Below are 13,961 nucleotides of genomic sequence, written 5' to 3'. Positions count from 1 at the left end.
CTTGGCGGGGAGGCGTTTTTTGGCTTGTCCGCCGTTGTCACACGGGAACCCACGGTCCCACCTTCCCCATCGAGCACGACGGGAGCGTACGACAAATCCAGCTATTGCGTGCAAGAAGCTATGGAAGTGTCATCATGGCAGGGTGCACCAGGTGGAGCTCCGATTCCATCCCGCCTCGCGGGAGACGCTGACCCACACCAACCTGTCCGCGGTCCGCCACGACGGCGCCGGCCTCTGGCTGGCCGGTGACGAGACCGCCACGATCGAACATCTCGCCTGGAACGGCGAGCGTTACGACGACCAGCGCACCTTCCATCTCGCCGACTACGTGGACCTGCCGGCCGGCCCCCACGACGAGGCCGACATCGAGGGCCTGGCCAGGACCGACGGCCAGCTGTGGCTGGTGGGTTCGCACAGCCTCAAGCGCCGCAAGCCCAAGTCCAAGGACCCGGAGAAGGCGTCCAGGCGGCTGGCGACGGTGCTGCGCGAGGAGAACCGGTTCATCCTGGTACGCCTCCCGCTGGACCCGGTCACCAACAGCCCGCTGCCCGGCGAGATCATGTCGGGCAAGGACAACCTGGCCCGGCACCTGGACGACGACGAGCACCTCGCCCCGTTCCTGGCGCTACCCGGCAAGGACAACGGCCTGGACATCGAGGGCATCGCGGTCATCGGCCGCCGGGTCTTCCTGGGCCTGCGCGGGCCGGTGCTGCGCGGCTGGGCCGTGGTGCTGGAGGTGAACCCGGTCCCCGCCGACCGCGGCAGGCTACGGCTGGCGACGCCGTACAAGAAGCACTTCCTGGACCTGGGCGGGCTGGGCGTGCGGGACCTGTGCCCCTACGACGGCGACCTGCTGCTGCTCACCGGCCCGAGCATGGACCTGGACGGGCCGGTGCGGGTGGTGCGCTGGCGGGTCGGCAAGCACACGGACATGGTCGGCGCGCAGGACCTGGAGACCGTCGCCGAACTGCCGTTCGGGATCGGGTTCGACCATCCGGAGGGCCTGGCGATGCTGCCGGACGGGCGGCTGATGGTGGTCTACGACTCGCCGGGTTCGCACCGCCTCACCCCGCAGGGCGGGGTGCTGGCCGACATCATCGCGCTCTAGAGGAAGCCAGCCAGGGCGCTTCGGCGACGAACGTGCACGAGCCCGGCGCGATCTCGGTGAACCCGGCGTCGCGCACCACCGGCAGCCCGCTGCCGGACAGGGCGTCGAAACGCTCGCGCGAGGACGCGGTGCGGACGGAGACGGCCAGCCCGCGCTCGATCCAGGCCGCCCGCTCGGCCGTGCCGCTGGCCCACCAGGCCAGTTGCGCGGCGTGCCCGGCCTGGGCCATGGCCTTGCCCGCGCTCATCTCCAGCGCGGGGTTCTCCCACAGGACGGGCGGCTCGGCGGCCGGTACGGCGGCGCCGTCGGCCAGGTCGGTGCCGGACACCTGAAGCCTGGACAGGTCCTTGGGCCACCCGTCGAGCGGGACGGGCGGATGCACGCGCACTTCAGCCGACCGATGCTCGACGGTACGGCCTGGCAGCGCCAGCACCCGCGCCCACTCGGCCCCGCGCGCCCGGCGCACCACCTTGCGGATCTTCCCGGTGGCCTGCCAGGCGAGCAGTTCCTCGCTCCACTCCCCCGGGTCGGCCAGGACGCTCAGCACGGCCATGGCGGCCGCCTCCAGCGCGTCGGTGCGCTCGGGCGGCGCGGTCCGCTCGATCCTGACCACCAGCGGGAGGACCCTCAGTTCAAGCTCGTCGTTCATCGCTGACCAGCATGCCCGACGGCGTCCCGGTACGCGGGCGCGACCCCCTCCCGATGGCCAGCGAGAGCGCGGCGGCGACCAGGCAGAGCCCGCCGGCCGCGTACCAGGCCAGGTCGTAGGTGCCGAGCTGGTCGCGGGTGAGGCCGGCGAGCACGGCGGCGATCGCGGCGCCGATCTGGTGGGAGCCGAACACCCAGCCGAACACGACGCCGCCGTCGGCGCCGTAGATCTTGCGGCAGAGCGCGACGGTGGGCGGGACGGTGGCCACCCAGTCGAGGCCGTAGAAGATGATGAAGACGAGCATGCTCGGTTCGGTGGTGGCGGCGAACAGCCCCGGCAGCACCATCAGCGACAGCCCGCGCAGCGCGTAGTAGACGCCGAGCAGAATGCGCGAGTCCATCCGGTCGCTGAGCCAGCCGGAGGCGACGGTGCCGACGACGTCGAAGATCCCCACCAGCGCGAGCAGCCCGGCGGCGCTCGCCTGGGGCATGCCGTGGTCGTGCGCGGCGGGGATGAAGTGAGTGCTGACCAGCCCGTTGGTGCTGGCGCCGCAGATGGCGAAGCCGCCGGCCAGGAACCAGAAGGGCCGCGTGCGCGCCGCCGACCTGAGCACCGACAGCGCCCTGACCGCCGCGTTGACGGCGGGCGGTTCGGTACGGCCCGCCCCGGGCTCGGCCCCCAGCGCGGTCGTGCCCACGTCGGCCGGGTGGTCGCGCAGCAGCCACCACACGAGCGGGACGACGCCCAGCGCGCACCCGGCCACGGTCAGCGAGGCGACCCGCCATCCCGGCCCTTCGGCCAGGTGGGCCAGCACGGGCAGGAAGATGAGCTGCCCGGTGGCGCCCGCCGCGGTGAGCAGGCCGGTGACCAGGCCGCGGTGCCGTACGAACCAGCGCTCGGTGACGGTCGCGGCGAAGACCAGCGCCATGGAGCCGGTGCCCAGCCCGACCAGGACGCCCCAGAAGAGCAGGAGCTGCCACGACGCGGTCATGGCCAGCGTGCCGCCGCTGCCCGCGGCCACCAGCAGCAGGGCGACCGAGACCACGCGGCGCATGCCGAAGCGGTCCATGAGGGCGGCGGCGAAGGGCGCGGTCAGGCCGTACAGGACGAGGTTGATGGAGACGGCCAGCGAGATCGTCGCGGTGGACCAGCCGAACTCGCGCTGGAGCGGCTCTATCAGGACGCCGGGGGTGGCGCGGAACCCGGCGGCGCCGAGGATGGCCACGAAGGCCACGGCCGCCACCAGCCAGGCACGGTGCAGTCTTCTCACCGGATCATGCTGATGGATCCGGCGATGACCGCGAAAGTGGCCGGAGAGCCAATATGTGAAAGAATCAGGCCATGGTGCATCGTGTCGCGGTTGTCGTGCTCGACCATTTCGCCACGCTCGACCTGGGCGTGCCCGGCCAGGTGTTCCGGGTGGCGGAGACGCCGGACGGCGAGCGGCTCTACGAGATCGTGACGTGTTCGCCCGGCGGGCTGCCGGTGCGGTGCGACGCCGGGTACTCAGTGACGCCCGACCACGATCTCGGCGTGCTCGACACCGCCGACACCGTGCTCGTGACCGGCGTGCACGGCGGGCGGGTGATGGTCGACGGCACGCTGCCCGGCGACGTGCGCGCCGCGCTCCAGGGGCACCGGCGGATCATGTCGATCTGCACGGGCGCCTTCGTACTGGCCGCGGCCGGACTGCTCGACGGCCGCCCGGCCACCACGCACTGGCGGGAGGCGGCCCGGTTCGCGACGTTGTTCCCGCTGGTCGAGCTGGACCCCGACGTGCTGTACATCGACGACGGCGACGTGCTCACCTCGGCGGGCGTGGCCGCCGGGCTCGACCTGTGCCTGCACGTGATCAGGCGCGACTTCGGCAGCGAGGTGGCCAACCGGGCCGCCCGCCGGTGCGTGATGCCGCCCTCGCGCGAGGGCGGGCAGGCGCAGTACATCGACCGGCCGCTGCCCGACCCCGCCGGCACCAGCACCGCGGCCACCCGCGCCTGGATGCTCGGCCGGCTGGCCGAGCCGCTCGATCTGGCCACGCTGGCCGCGCACGCCGGCATGAGCGTGCGCACGTTCACCAGGCGCTTTCGCGAGGAGACCGGGCTGAGCCCGGCCAAGTGGCTGACCGGGCAGCGGGTCGGGCACGCCAGGGACCTGCTGGAGGCGACGGACCTGCCGGTGGACGAGGTGGCCAGGCGCGCCGGGTTCGGCACGGCGGTCTCCCTGCGCCAGCACCTGCACGCCGCGGTCGGGGTCTCGCCGCTGGCCTACCGCAACACGTTCACGCGGGCGGTTCAGGTCTGACGGCGCGAGTCCGCGTGCTCCTTGAGGAACTCGACGACGTCCTCGGGCAGCGGGGTGCGCAGCGCGAGCCGGAACGAACCCGTCTCCGGCTCCCGCACGATCAGCGAGTGGCCGGTGTAGACGAGCGTGGCGCGCGTCAGATCGACCCGGACGGTCCGGTACGCGACCTTCCTGACCAGCGTCGTCCCCTCCAGCCAGGCCGCCGTGCCACGCCTCAGGAAGATCCAGACGCCGATCAGCCCCAGGATCGGGACCCCGGCGAACAACCCCAGCGTCACCGCCGTCTGGAACGTCGTCATGCCCGCACCCAGCGCCGACATGCTCGCCATGGCCACAAGGATCAGCACCACGAGGCTCGCGCAGCCGCACCCGCTGCGCAGGCCCACACCCAGCGAGACGTCGAGCTTGATAGGGGAGGTCACGTCCCTAAAATAGCGGCGTGGTCGAATGGGTAGAGCGGCCACCTGCCTTGGAGAGTTGATGATCAATCCCCTCAACGTCCAGCTCTACTCCGTCCGCGACCCTTTGTCAGCGGACCGTGACGGAACGCTGCGCCGGATCGCCGGCATCGGCTACCGCGCGGTCGAGCCCTTCGACCCGATGAACGACCCCAAGGGCATGCGCGAGCTCTGCGACGATCTGGGGCTGGCCATCCCGAGCACCCACGCGTACGCGCTGCTCGGCGAGGAGACCGGCCCCGTCTTCGAGGCCATCGCCACCCTCGGCGCCGAGCTGGCGATCATCCCGGGCGGCATCCCGCACGAGGAGTTCACCGGCCGCGACGGCCTGCTGCGCACCTCGGAACGGCTGCTCGCCCTGGCCGAACAGGGCCGCGAGCACGGCGTGCGCATCGGCTACCACAACCACTGGTGGGAGATCGAGCCGGTGATCGACGGTCAGCACGCGCTCGAGCTCCTGGCCCCCGAGATCTTCCTGGAGGTCGACACCTACTGGGCCTACGTGGGCGGCGCCGACGTGCCCGCGCTCCTGCGCCGCCTCGGCGACCGGGTGCTGGCCCTGCACGTCAAGGACGGGCCGGGGGTGAAGGACCAGCCGCACACGGCCGTCGGCTCCGGCGTCGTGCCGGTGCCGGAGATCCTGTCGGCCAAGCCGGGCGCGCTGCGGATCGTCGAGCTCGACTCCTGCGACGGCGACATCTTCGACGCCCTGGAAGCCAGCCACGCCTACCTCAGCGCGCTGGAGGTGCGATGACCGGCGTGGCGATCGTCGGCGCCGGTGTGATCAGCGCCGCCTACCTGCGCAACCTGGCCGATTTCCCGGAGATCGAGGTGATCGGGGTCGCCGACCTCGACACCGCGCGGGCGGCCGCGGTCGCCGCCGAGCACGGGGTGCCGGTCTCCGGCGACCTGGCATCGGTGCTGGCGGTGCCCGAGGTCGAGGTCGTGGTCAACCTCACCGTGCCGGCCGCGCACGCGGCGGTCGGCCTGGCTGCGCTGCGGGCCGGCAAGCACGTGTACGGGGAGAAGCCGCTCGCGCTCGACCTGGACGAGGGCGAGAAGCTGCTGACGGAGGCCGAGGGGCTAGGGCTGCGTGTGGGCAGCGCCCCCGACACCTTCCTCGGCGCCGGGCTGCAGTCGGCCGGGCGGGCGCTGCGCTCGGGGATCATCGGGGAGCCTGTCGCGGTCAACGCGGCCGTGCAGGGGATCGGGCCGGAGGTGTGGCATCCGAGTCCCGAGTTCTTCTACCTGCGGGGCGGCGGGCCCATGTTCGACCTCGGGCCGTACTACCTCACGGCGCTGGCGGCGCTGCTCGGGCCGGCCGTACAGGTGGCGGGCAGCACGCGCAGGGCGCGCGAGGCGCGGGTGGCGGGCGCGGGACCGAGGGCGGGCAGCACGTTCCCGGTCGAGGTGGCCACGCACGTGCACGCGCTGATCGACCTGGCGAGCGGGCCGTCGGTGTCGGCGACGTTCAGCTTCGACTCGGCCGTCCCGAGGCACCAGATCGAGATCCTCGGCACCGAGGGCGCGCTGTCGCTGCCCGACCCCAACACCTTCGGCGGCCCGCTGCTGGTGCGCGGGCCACGGGAGGCGGACTGGCGCGAGCTTCCCGTCGAGGGTTCGCAGGTCGGCCGCGGCATGGGCGTCCTGGACCTGGTCAGGTCGCTGCGTGACGGCACGCCGCACCGGGCCTCCGGCGCGCTCGGCCTGCACGTCCTGGAGATCATGACCGCGATCACGGATTCGGCCGAGCAGGGCGAGTTCCGGCGCCTGCGCACGAGCGCGCCGCTGCCGGAACCGCTGCCCGACGGCTGGCTCGACTGATCGGCGGGGGTCGGGGAACCGAAGCCGGGATCCGCGCGTTGACCCGGACATGCGTAGCTCCTTCTTCGGCAACCTCGACCCCCAGCAGGCGCAGGGCTCCTTCGCGCTGCAGAACACCAAGATGCTGCGGGTACGGCTGCCGCAGGAAGTCCTGGCCCGCCAGGGCTCCATGGTGGCCTTCCAGGGCCAGATGGCCTTCGACTACGAAGGCTCCGGCGGCGTGGGCAAGCTCTTCAAGAAGGTCATGACCGGCGAGGGCGTGCCGCTCATGCGGGTGAAGGGCGACGGCCTGCTCTACCTCGCCGACAACGCCGACGACATCCACCTGTTTTACCTGGAGAACGAGGGCCTGACCGTCAACGGCCGCAACCTGCTGGCCTTCGAGCCGCAGCTGGCCTGGGACATCAACCGGGTGCAGGGGGCGGGCGTGGCCGCCGGCGGGCTGTTCAACACCACGGTCACGGGCACCGGCTGGGTGGCGGTCACCGCCCACGGCAGCCCGGTCATGCTGGACGCCGGGCAGGCGCCGACGTTCGCCGACGGGCAGTCGGCGGTTTGCTGGAGCGCGGGGCTCCATGTGGGTGTCAACCGTACGTTCAAGGCGGGAGCGCTGATCGGGCGGGGCAGCGGCGAGGCCATGCAGCTGGCCTTCCAGGGGCAGGGCTTCGTGCTGGTGCAGGCGAGCGAGGGCCCGCCGATCCCGAAGGCGTCCTAGGCGCTCAGCTTCTCGCACAGGTCCCAGACGGCGTCGCGGACGCGCTCGTCCAGCACGGTCCTGGGCCACGGGCGGTGCCGCAGGTTCTGGCCGAAGTAGGCGCCGCTCACGCCCGCCACCTCCGCGCTCGCGGCGAGGTGGACGCTGGAGCGCGCGGGCTTGGCCAGGTCGCCGAAGGCCAGCGGGGCGATCAGCCTGACCAGCGGCGCCAGCGGCCGGTAGACGTAGGGGAAGGCGGACATCGCGACCTGCCGGTTCATCGGGGTGTCGCCGTGGCCGGGATAGACGACGTTGACCGCCACGTCGTGCTCGCGCAGCCGTTCCGCCATCCGGTGGCTCATCGCCATGAGCATCGTCTTGGTGTGGTTGTACTGGCTGAACGTCCAGCCCATGAAGCGTTTCTCCGCCTGCAGGTTGTCCAGCTCGATCGGGGCGCCGGGGATGCCGCCGGTGACGTTGACGACCCGGCCGCCGCCGCGCAGCAGCGGGAGCAGTTCCCGGGTGAGCGTGTAGGGCGCCAGCACGTGGGCGGCGAACATCGTCTCCACGCCGTCGGCGGTCAGCCGCCTGCGGTCGGTGTTGGCGCCGGCGTTGTTGACGAGCGCGTCGAGCCGGCCGCCGCGCTCGCGCACTCGTGCGGCCAGGTCGCGCAGGCCGCGTAGGCCGAACACGTCGGCGGTCATGGCCTCGGCCCGGCCGGTGCCGCGGGCCAGCTCTTCGGCTGCCGCCTCGGCGCGGCGGGGGTCGCGGCCGACCAGGATCACGTGCGCGCCGCGCGCCACCAGGGCGCGGGCAGTCTCCTTGCCGATGCCCGCGGTGCTGCCGGTGATCAGGACTGTCTTCCCGTGCATGCCATCTCCTCATCAGAGCGATGGCCTAAAAGTGGCATTCGATGCCACAAATGTCAACGGGTATACTTCCGGCATGACGGGATTGCGGGAGCGGACCAAGCGCGCCGTGCGTGCGGAGGTCGTGGAGGTGGCCAGGCGGCTGTTCGCCGAGCGCGGCTTCGACGAGACCACGGTGGACGACATCGTCCAGGCAGCCGGCATGTCCAAGCGCAGCTTCTTCCGCTACTTCGCGGTCAAGGAGGACGTGGTCCTGGGCGAGATCGACTTCATGGGCGAGCGGATCGCCGCCGAGATCGCGGCCCGGCCGGCCGGCGAAGACGCCTGGACGGGCCTGCACACGGTGCTGCGTACGTGGGAGCAGCGCATCGACGACGAGCGGCAGGCGCTGGAACGCCTGCGGCTGATCGAGTCGAGCCCGTCACTGCGGGCCCGCTACCACCAGAAACGAGATGAGACGCGCGAGCAGATCGCGCGGGCGGTGGCGGCCAGACCGGGGCTGGACCCCTTCACCGCCGACCTGCTCACCGCGGCGGCCGGGGCCGCCCTTGACTGCGTGGCGCGCGCCTGGGCCCGCTCCGACGGGCGAGCCGACCGGCTCGCCCTCGTCGACCGGGCGTTCGCGCTGTTCGCCCCTACACGGGCAGGACGCTGACGTCCCCGGAGCCCGCCTTGACCGAGACCTTGCGGGTGGCGGACGGATCGTTCTTCACCGAGACGGTGGCGTCGCCGGAGTCGGCGACGGCCTGGATGGCGTACGGCCCCGCGGGCAGCTCAAGCACGGAGTTGCCGGAGCCGGTGACCAGGTCCACCTGGTCGGGGGCGGCGGCGTAGGTCAGCTTGGTGTCACCTGAACCGGTCTTCACCGAGACCGTCTTGCCGAGCAGTCCCGTGCCCACCAGATCGCCGGAGCCCACGCTGGCCACGATCGGCCCGGTCACGCCCTTGAGCGCGATGTCGCCGGAGCCGGTCTCCAGGTCGAGCTGAAGCCCCTTGGGCACTTCGATCTTGTAGTCAACGCTGCAGTTGTCCATGGCCGCCGGGCAGTCGTAGCGCATGACCAGCGCGTCGCCCTCGACCTTGTGCTCGGTCTTGGGCTTGTCGGAGTTCCACTTCAGCGTCTCCACGACCTTGATGGCGCCGCCGGTGCCCTCGCGGATCTCGGCGTTGCCCGAGCCGCCGGCCAGGCGGAGCTTCACCACCTTGTCGGTCACCGTGTAGTCGGCCGTCTCCTGGTTGGCCGCCTTGCCGAAGTTCGGCAGCCCGCACCCGGTCAGCAACACCGCGGAGGCCAGCAGGCCGCCCGCCAACACCATCGTCTTCATGACCGTCATCCTGTCGAACCGCCCCACCGCTCCACATCCGGGTACACCCCTGACCCGCCCTCGGGGGAACCCCGGGGGTCAGTCGCCGATCCGGGCCCTGACGCGGTCCACGTCGCGGCGTTCTGCCTCCGGCAGGGGCGCGCCCGCCGACTCGCGCAGCCGCGCGGCCTGCTCTAGAAGCGCGGCTGCCTCGGCGTGGTCGCCCGCCAGCGAGCGGGCACCGGCCAGGCCCTCCAGGGCCAGCGCCTTCGCCCGCGGATCGCCGCTGCTGAGCGCCGCGGCCAGCCCCGCCTCGTGCAGGCGGCGGGCCTGCTCGGCGTCGCCGCGCAACTCGGCGACGAAGCCGAGCTCGGCCAGGAGCAGGGCTTCGCCGTAGTCGGCCTCCAGCTCGCGGGTCCAGTCCAGCCAGCGGTTCAGGTGCGCCTCGGCGTCGTCGAGCCGGCCCTGACGGCGGGCCACCATGCCCAGCCCCACCTCGGCGAACTGCACCCCGAACGTGTGCGAGTGCTCCCGCGCCACCCGCAGCGCGTGCTCGTGGTGGCGCACGGCCGCCTCGTAGTCGCCCGTGAGCATGGCGATGCGGCCGAGGCCGGACAGCCGGAAGGAGACGTCCAGGACCAGGCCGACCTCCTCGGCGATCCGCACCCCCTCGGCGTGCAGGGCTGCGGCCCGCTCGTAGTCGCCGTTGATCTCGGCCAGGAAGCCCAGCGTGTCGCCGATCTGGACCTGGCCCCAGCGCTCGCCCAGCCGCCGGAAGCGGCGCGCGCTGTCGGAACCGTCGCGTTCCAGCCCGGCCAGGTCGCCGCGGAAGGTCGCCTGCCCCGCCCTGATGGCGAGCACCGCCGCCAGGCCCCACTCGTCGCCGGTCTCGGTGAAGTCGTCCAGGGCGACCTCGGCCAGTTTCTCGCTGGCCGACAGGTCACCGAAGTTCAGGTGGGTGAAGGCGAGGAACCACGCCGCCATGCCGCGTGCCCCCGGATCGGCGTCGAGCAGGTCGAGGGCGCGCCGGCGGCGCTCGCAGCGGTCCTCGCCGTCGGCGTTGAGCAGGGCGAAGCCGGTGTGCCAGGCCAGCACCCTGCCGTCGGCGGTCAGCTCCAGCACCGCGCCCATCGCCCGGTGCGCCTCCCGGTGACGGCCCCGCAGGTACCAATACCAGGCCAGCGCGATCACCAGCCGCACCGCGAGCCCGGCAGCGCCCCGGTGGAGCGCCTCGTCCAGGACGTTCCTGAGGTTGGCCGACTCGTCGTCCAGCCGATCCAGCCAGCGCCGCTGGTCCGCGCCCTGCAGGTACGGCGCCGCCCGCTCGGCCAGGTCCGCGTAGTGGTCGTCGCGGCGGCGGCGTACCTCGTCGAGCTCGCCGGCGGCGCGCAGCCGTTCCAGGCAGTAGGCGGCGACGGACTCCAGCAGCCGGTAGCGCGCCCCGTCGGCGGTCACGACCAGCGAGCGGTCCACGAGCCGCGACAGCAGGTCGAGAACGTCGTCGGCGGCCACCTCCCCGCCCGCGCAGACCTGCTCGGCCGCCTCCAGCGTGCAGCCCTCCGCGTGGACGGCCAGGCGGCGCAGCACCACGCGTTCGGGCTCGCTGAGCAGCTCCCAGCTCCAGTCGATCATCGCGCGGAGGGTGCGCTGGCGGGCGGGGGCGTCGCGCCGGCCGGACGCCAGCAGGCGGAACCGGTCGTCGAGCCGCTCGGCCAGTCCGCGCACGCCCAGCGCGCGGACCCTCGTGGCGGCCAGCTCCAGCGCGAGCGGGAGGCCGTCGAGGCGGCGGCAGATCGCGGCGACGGCGGCCGCGTTGTCCTCGTCGAGCGTGAACCCCGGCGCGGAGGCGGCGGCTCTGGCCACGAACAGGATGACCGCGCCGGTCTCGCGCAGGGTGGCCAGGTCGGCGTCCGGCTCGGGGGCGCGCAGCGGTGGCACGGCCAGCAGGACCTCGCCGGTCAGGGCCAGCGGCTCCTGGCTGGTGGCCAGCACACGCAGCTCCGGCACCTCGCGCAGGAGGGTGCCCACCAGTTCGGCGACGGGCTCGATGAGGTGCTCGCAGTTGTCCAGGACGAGCAGGGTCCCCCGGGTCCGCAGCGCGCCGACCAGCCGCCGGGTGATGCGCGGCGCCTCGGCCGCCGGGACCTCAGGCGTCGGGACCTCAGGCGTCGGGGCCTCGTCGCGGAGGTCGAGTGCGGTGGCGATCGCCTCGGCGACCTCGTCCGCGCTGGCGTTCGCCGGGCGGTGCCGTCCCGCGAGCTCGACCACGAGCGCGCCGTCGATGCCCCCGGCGGCGGCCAGCGCGAGCCGGGTCTTTCCCACGCCGCCGGGGCCGGTGAGCGTGACCAGCCGCGCCGTGCCCAGCGTCGCCCTGACCTCCGCCACCTCCTGGTCGCGGCCGATCAGCTCCGACGGGGAGATCGGCACCTGAGGCCGTAGCCGGGGCGCGTGTTCGAGGATCGCCTGGTGGAGTGCGGTCAGCTCGGGACCGGGGTCGAGACCGAGCTCCCCGGCGAGCCGGGCGCGCAGGTCGGCGAAGGCGGCCAGCGCCTCGGCCTGGCGGCCGGCGAGGTAGAGGGCGCGCATGTGGGCCGCGCGCAGGCGCTCGCGCAGCGGGTGGGCGGCGGCGAGCTCGGCCAGCTCGCCCGCGAGCGCGCCGTGCTCGCCCAGCTCCAGGCGGGCCTCGGCGCGTTCCTCCAGCGCGGTCAGCCGCTGCTCTTCGAGGCGGGCGACCGCGGCCGTGGCGAACGGCTCGTCGCGGAAGTCGGCGAAGGCGGGGCCACGCCACAGCGCCAGCGCCCGGCCCAGGATCGCGGCGCGCTCGCGGGGATCGGCGCTGGCCCGGCCCTCGGCCAGCAGCGTGGTGAAGCGGCCGCTGTCCACGGAGTCCGGGTCGGCGCGCAGGAGGTAGCCGGCGGGGCCGTACGCCACGAGGTCCTTGACGCCCAGCGCCCGCCGCAGCTGCGAGACCTTGCCCTGCAGCGAGTTGGCCGGGTCGCCCGGCAGGTCGTCGCCCCACAGGTCGGCGGCCAGGCGGTCGGCGCTCACCGGGCGGCCGGGCTCGACGAGCAGGTCGGCCAGGAGCGCGCGGACCTTCGCCTCGGGGACCCGCACCAGCTCGCCGTCGTCCGTCCGCACCTCGAGCGGGCCGAGCACCCCGAAACGCATGGCTCCCAACCTACCCTCAGACCGCCCTCAGCCGACCGTCAGCGCCCGGGGCCACCCTGACCGCATGAGAACCGACATTGAGCGCATGGCCGGTCCCAAGGAGTGGATCGGCCTGGCCGTCCTGGCCCTGCCCACGTTGTTGCTGTCCTTGGACGTCACGGTGCTGCACCTGGCGGTTCCGCACCTGAGCGCGGACCTGAAACCGTCCAGCACGCAGACGTTGTGGATCATCGACATCTACGGGTTCATGATCGCCGGGTTCCTGGTGACGATGGGCACGCTCGGCGACCGCATCGGACGCCGCCGGCTGCTGCTGGCGGGCGCGGCGGCGTTCGGGGCCGCGTCGGTGCTGGCCGCCTACTCCACCAGCGCCGAGATGCTGATCGCCGCCCGCACGCTGCTGGGCGTGGCCGGTGCCACGATCATGCCGTCCACCCTGTCCTTGATCAGCAACATGTTCCGCGATCCGCGCCAGCGCGGGCTGGCGATCGGGGTGTGGGCGACGATGTTCTCCGTCGGCATCGCGCTCGGGCCGGTCGTGGGCGGGCTGCTGCTGGAGAACTTCTGGTGGGGGTCGGTGTTCCTGCTGGGCGTCCCGGTCATGGTGATACTGCTGGCGGCGGCGCCGTTCCTGCTGCCGGAGTTCCGCGACCCCGGCGCCGGCCGGCTGGACCTGCCGAGCGTCCTGCTGTCGCTGGCGACCCTGCTCCCGATCACCTTCGCGATCAAGGAGCTTCCCGTGTACGGCCCGCGTCCCCTCCCCCTGATCGCCCTGGCGGCCGGGCTCGCGGCGGGAGCGGCCTTCGTGCGCAGGCAGCGGCGGCTGGCCGAGCCCCTGCTCGACCTGAAGTTGTTCGGCAACCGGGCCTTCCGCGGCGCCCTGCTCATCATGCTGATCAGCATGTCCACGCTGGGCGCCGTCTACCTGTTCGTCACGCAGTACCTGCAGCTGGTCGCCGGACTGCCGCCCATGCGGGCGGGCCTGTGGCTGCTGGCTCCGGCGATCGGGCTGATCGTGACCTCCATGGCCGCGCCGCTGCTGGCCAGGCGGATTCCGGCCGGGCACGTGCTGGCCGGGTCGCTCGTGCTGTCGGCGGTGGGGTTCGCGCTGATGACGCAGGTGACGGCGGCGACGCCGCTGTTGCTGCTGGCCGCCTTCTTCCTGCTCTACGCGGGCTCGGGGCCGGTGACCGCGCTCAGCACCGACCTGGTCGTGGGGGCGGCGCCGCCGGAGAAGGCGGGGGCGGCCTCGGCGCTCGGCGAGACCAGCGGCGAACTCGGCCTCGCGCTGGGCATCGCCATCCTGGGCAGTGTCGGGACCGCGGCCTACCGGGGCGCCATGACCGGATCGTCCGCCCTGGACGACGTGCCCGCGGCGGCGGCCGATGGGGTGCGCGAGAGCCTGGCCACCGCGGTCGCGACGGCCGACGGGCTGGGGGCGCCGCTGGCCGGGCAGGTGCTGGGGGCGGCGAAGGAGGCGTTCATCGGCGGGCTCACCACGGTCGCGGCGGCCGGCGCGGTGCTCATGGCGGGGGCGGCGGTGCTCGCGGTGATCACCCAGCGCCGCCCGTGACACACCGGTGCGC

At 73.1% G+C, this 13,961-nt stretch carries 13 protein-coding genes; 7 read left to right on the top strand and 6 right to left on the bottom strand.

The genetic code is table 11. From position 1 onward, the window contains the following. The first annotated feature begins 151 nt into the window (after positions 1–151). Positions 152–1,108 (top strand): DUF3616 domain-containing protein, encoded by a 957-nt coding sequence (locus tag HNR40_RS46345; RefSeq protein WP_312896784.1) that lies wholly within the window; start codon positions 152–154, stop codon positions 1,106–1,108. Here the strand turns inward: HNR40_RS46345 and HNR40_RS46340 are convergent. Both HNR40_RS46340 and HNR40_RS46335 read right to left on the bottom strand, forming a co-directional pair. Then, entirely contained in the window at positions 1,095–1,757 is a 663-nt protein-coding gene (locus HNR40_RS46340) for a peptidyl-tRNA hydrolase (RefSeq protein ID WP_184973378.1), read from the bottom strand. The genes HNR40_RS46345 and HNR40_RS46340 overlap by 14 nt on opposite strands. Beyond that, on the bottom strand, positions 1,741–3,027 hold the full coding sequence (locus HNR40_RS46335; protein ID WP_184973376.1) for an MFS transporter: 1,287 nt from the start codon (positions 3,025–3,027) through the stop codon (positions 1,741–1,743). Before HNR40_RS46335 ends, HNR40_RS46340 begins: the two co-directional genes overlap by 17 nt. Positions 3,028–3,098: 71 nt before the next feature. On the opposite strand from HNR40_RS46335, the gene HNR40_RS46330 reads away from it, so the two are divergent. Further along, complete coding sequence (locus tag HNR40_RS46330) at positions 3,099–4,058, top strand: GlxA family transcriptional regulator (protein WP_184973374.1); 960 nt, start codon at positions 3,099–3,101, stop codon at positions 4,056–4,058. On the opposite strand, the gene HNR40_RS46325 is transcribed toward HNR40_RS46330, so the two are convergent. After that, on the bottom strand, positions 4,049–4,480 hold the full coding sequence (locus HNR40_RS46325; RefSeq protein ID WP_184973372.1) for a hypothetical protein: 432 nt from the start codon (positions 4,478–4,480) through the stop codon (positions 4,049–4,051). The two genes, HNR40_RS46330 and HNR40_RS46325, sit on opposite strands and share 10 nt — an antisense overlap. A 58-nt stretch (positions 4,481–4,538) precedes the next feature. On the opposite strand from HNR40_RS46325, the gene HNR40_RS46320 reads away from it, so the two are divergent. Genes HNR40_RS46320 through HNR40_RS46310 form a run of 3 tightly spaced genes read left to right on the top strand, consistent with a single transcriptional unit; the run spans position 4,539 to position 7,055 of the window. Continuing rightward, on the top strand, positions 4,539–5,270 hold the full coding sequence (locus HNR40_RS46320; protein ID WP_184973370.1) for a sugar phosphate isomerase/epimerase family protein: 732 nt from the start codon (positions 4,539–4,541) through the stop codon (positions 5,268–5,270). After that, positions 5,267–6,340 carry a Gfo/Idh/MocA family protein gene (locus tag HNR40_RS46315; RefSeq protein ID WP_184973369.1) on the top strand — a complete coding sequence of 358 codons (1,074 nt, stop codon included), beginning with the start codon at positions 5,267–5,269 and terminating at the stop codon, positions 6,338–6,340. Before HNR40_RS46320 ends, HNR40_RS46315 begins: the two co-directional genes overlap by 4 nt. 49 nt (positions 6,341–6,389) lie before the next feature. After that, complete coding sequence (locus tag HNR40_RS46310; protein ID WP_184973367.1) at positions 6,390–7,055, top strand: AIM24 family protein; 666 nt, start codon at positions 6,390–6,392, stop codon at positions 7,053–7,055. On the opposite strand, the gene HNR40_RS46305 is transcribed toward HNR40_RS46310, so the two are convergent. Further along, on the bottom strand, positions 7,052–7,906 hold the full coding sequence (locus tag HNR40_RS46305; protein ID WP_184973365.1) for an SDR family NAD(P)-dependent oxidoreductase: 855 nt from the start codon (positions 7,904–7,906) through the stop codon (positions 7,052–7,054). The genes HNR40_RS46310 and HNR40_RS46305 overlap by 4 nt on opposite strands. Before the next feature lie 73 nt (positions 7,907–7,979). Here HNR40_RS46305 and HNR40_RS46300 point away from each other — a divergent pair, with 73 nt between their 5' ends. Next, a complete protein-coding gene (locus tag HNR40_RS46300; protein ID WP_221341646.1) occupies positions 7,980–8,558 on the top strand; it encodes a TetR family transcriptional regulator in 579 nt (192 codons plus the stop codon). Here HNR40_RS46300 and HNR40_RS46295 read toward each other — a convergent pair. Continuing rightward, positions 8,539–9,228 (bottom strand): DUF4097 family beta strand repeat-containing protein, encoded by a 690-nt coding sequence (locus HNR40_RS46295; protein ID WP_184973363.1) that lies wholly within the window; start codon positions 9,226–9,228, stop codon positions 8,539–8,541. The genes HNR40_RS46300 and HNR40_RS46295 overlap by 20 nt on opposite strands. A gap of 78 nt (positions 9,229–9,306) precedes the next feature. Beyond that, positions 9,307–12,375, bottom strand: a complete 3,069-nt coding sequence (locus tag HNR40_RS46290; protein WP_184973361.1) for an ATP-binding protein — start codon at positions 12,373–12,375, stop codon at positions 9,307–9,309. A 64-nt stretch (positions 12,376–12,439) separates the two neighbouring features. On the opposite strand from HNR40_RS46290, the gene HNR40_RS46285 reads away from it, so the two are divergent. Beyond that, positions 12,440–13,948 carry an MFS transporter gene (locus tag HNR40_RS46285; protein WP_184973360.1) on the top strand — a complete coding sequence of 503 codons (1,509 nt, stop codon included), beginning with the start codon at positions 12,440–12,442 and terminating at the stop codon, positions 13,946–13,948. Positions 13,949–13,961: the final 13 nt, after the last annotated feature.

This window comes from Nonomuraea endophytica (assembly GCF_014203235.1).
Taxonomy (GTDB): domain Bacteria; phylum Actinomycetota; class Actinomycetes; order Streptosporangiales; family Streptosporangiaceae; genus Nonomuraea; species Nonomuraea endophytica.
The sequence above is the reverse complement of the archived record's forward strand: the minus strand, read 5'-3'. Positions and strand labels throughout refer to the sequence as shown.

What these genes read in the sequence shown, in the direction of transcription:
- HNR40_RS46340 (WP_184973378.1), bottom strand. Translation starts at nt 1,757, where the DNA reads ATGAACGACGAGCTTGAACTGAGGGTCCTCCCGCTGGTGGTCAGGATC.
- HNR40_RS46330 (WP_184973374.1), top strand. Translation starts at nt 3,099, where the DNA reads ATGGTGCATCGTGTCGCGGTTGTCGTGCTCGACCATTTCGCCACGCTC.
- HNR40_RS46320 (WP_184973370.1), top strand. Translation starts at nt 4,539, where the DNA reads ATGATCAATCCCCTCAACGTCCAGCTCTACTCCGTCCGCGACCCTTTG.
- HNR40_RS46315 (WP_184973369.1), top strand. Translation starts at nt 5,267, where the DNA reads ATGACCGGCGTGGCGATCGTCGGCGCCGGTGTGATCAGCGCCGCCTAC.
- HNR40_RS46310 (WP_184973367.1), top strand. Translation starts at nt 6,390, where the DNA reads ATGCGTAGCTCCTTCTTCGGCAACCTCGACCCCCAGCAGGCGCAGGGC.
- HNR40_RS46305 (WP_184973365.1), bottom strand. Translation starts at nt 7,906, where the DNA reads ATGCACGGGAAGACAGTCCTGATCACCGGCAGCACCGCGGGCATCGGC.
- HNR40_RS46300 (WP_221341646.1), top strand. Translation starts at nt 7,980, where the DNA reads ATGACGGGATTGCGGGAGCGGACCAAGCGCGCCGTGCGTGCGGAGGTC.
- HNR40_RS46295 (WP_184973363.1), bottom strand. Translation starts at nt 9,228, where the DNA reads ATGAAGACGATGGTGTTGGCGGGCGGCCTGCTGGCCTCCGCGGTGTTG.
- HNR40_RS46290 (WP_184973361.1), bottom strand. Translation starts at nt 12,375, where the DNA reads ATGCGTTTCGGGGTGCTCGGCCCGCTCGAGGTGCGGACGGACGACGGC.
- HNR40_RS46285 (WP_184973360.1), top strand. Translation starts at nt 12,440, where the DNA reads ATGAGAACCGACATTGAGCGCATGGCCGGTCCCAAGGAGTGGATCGGC.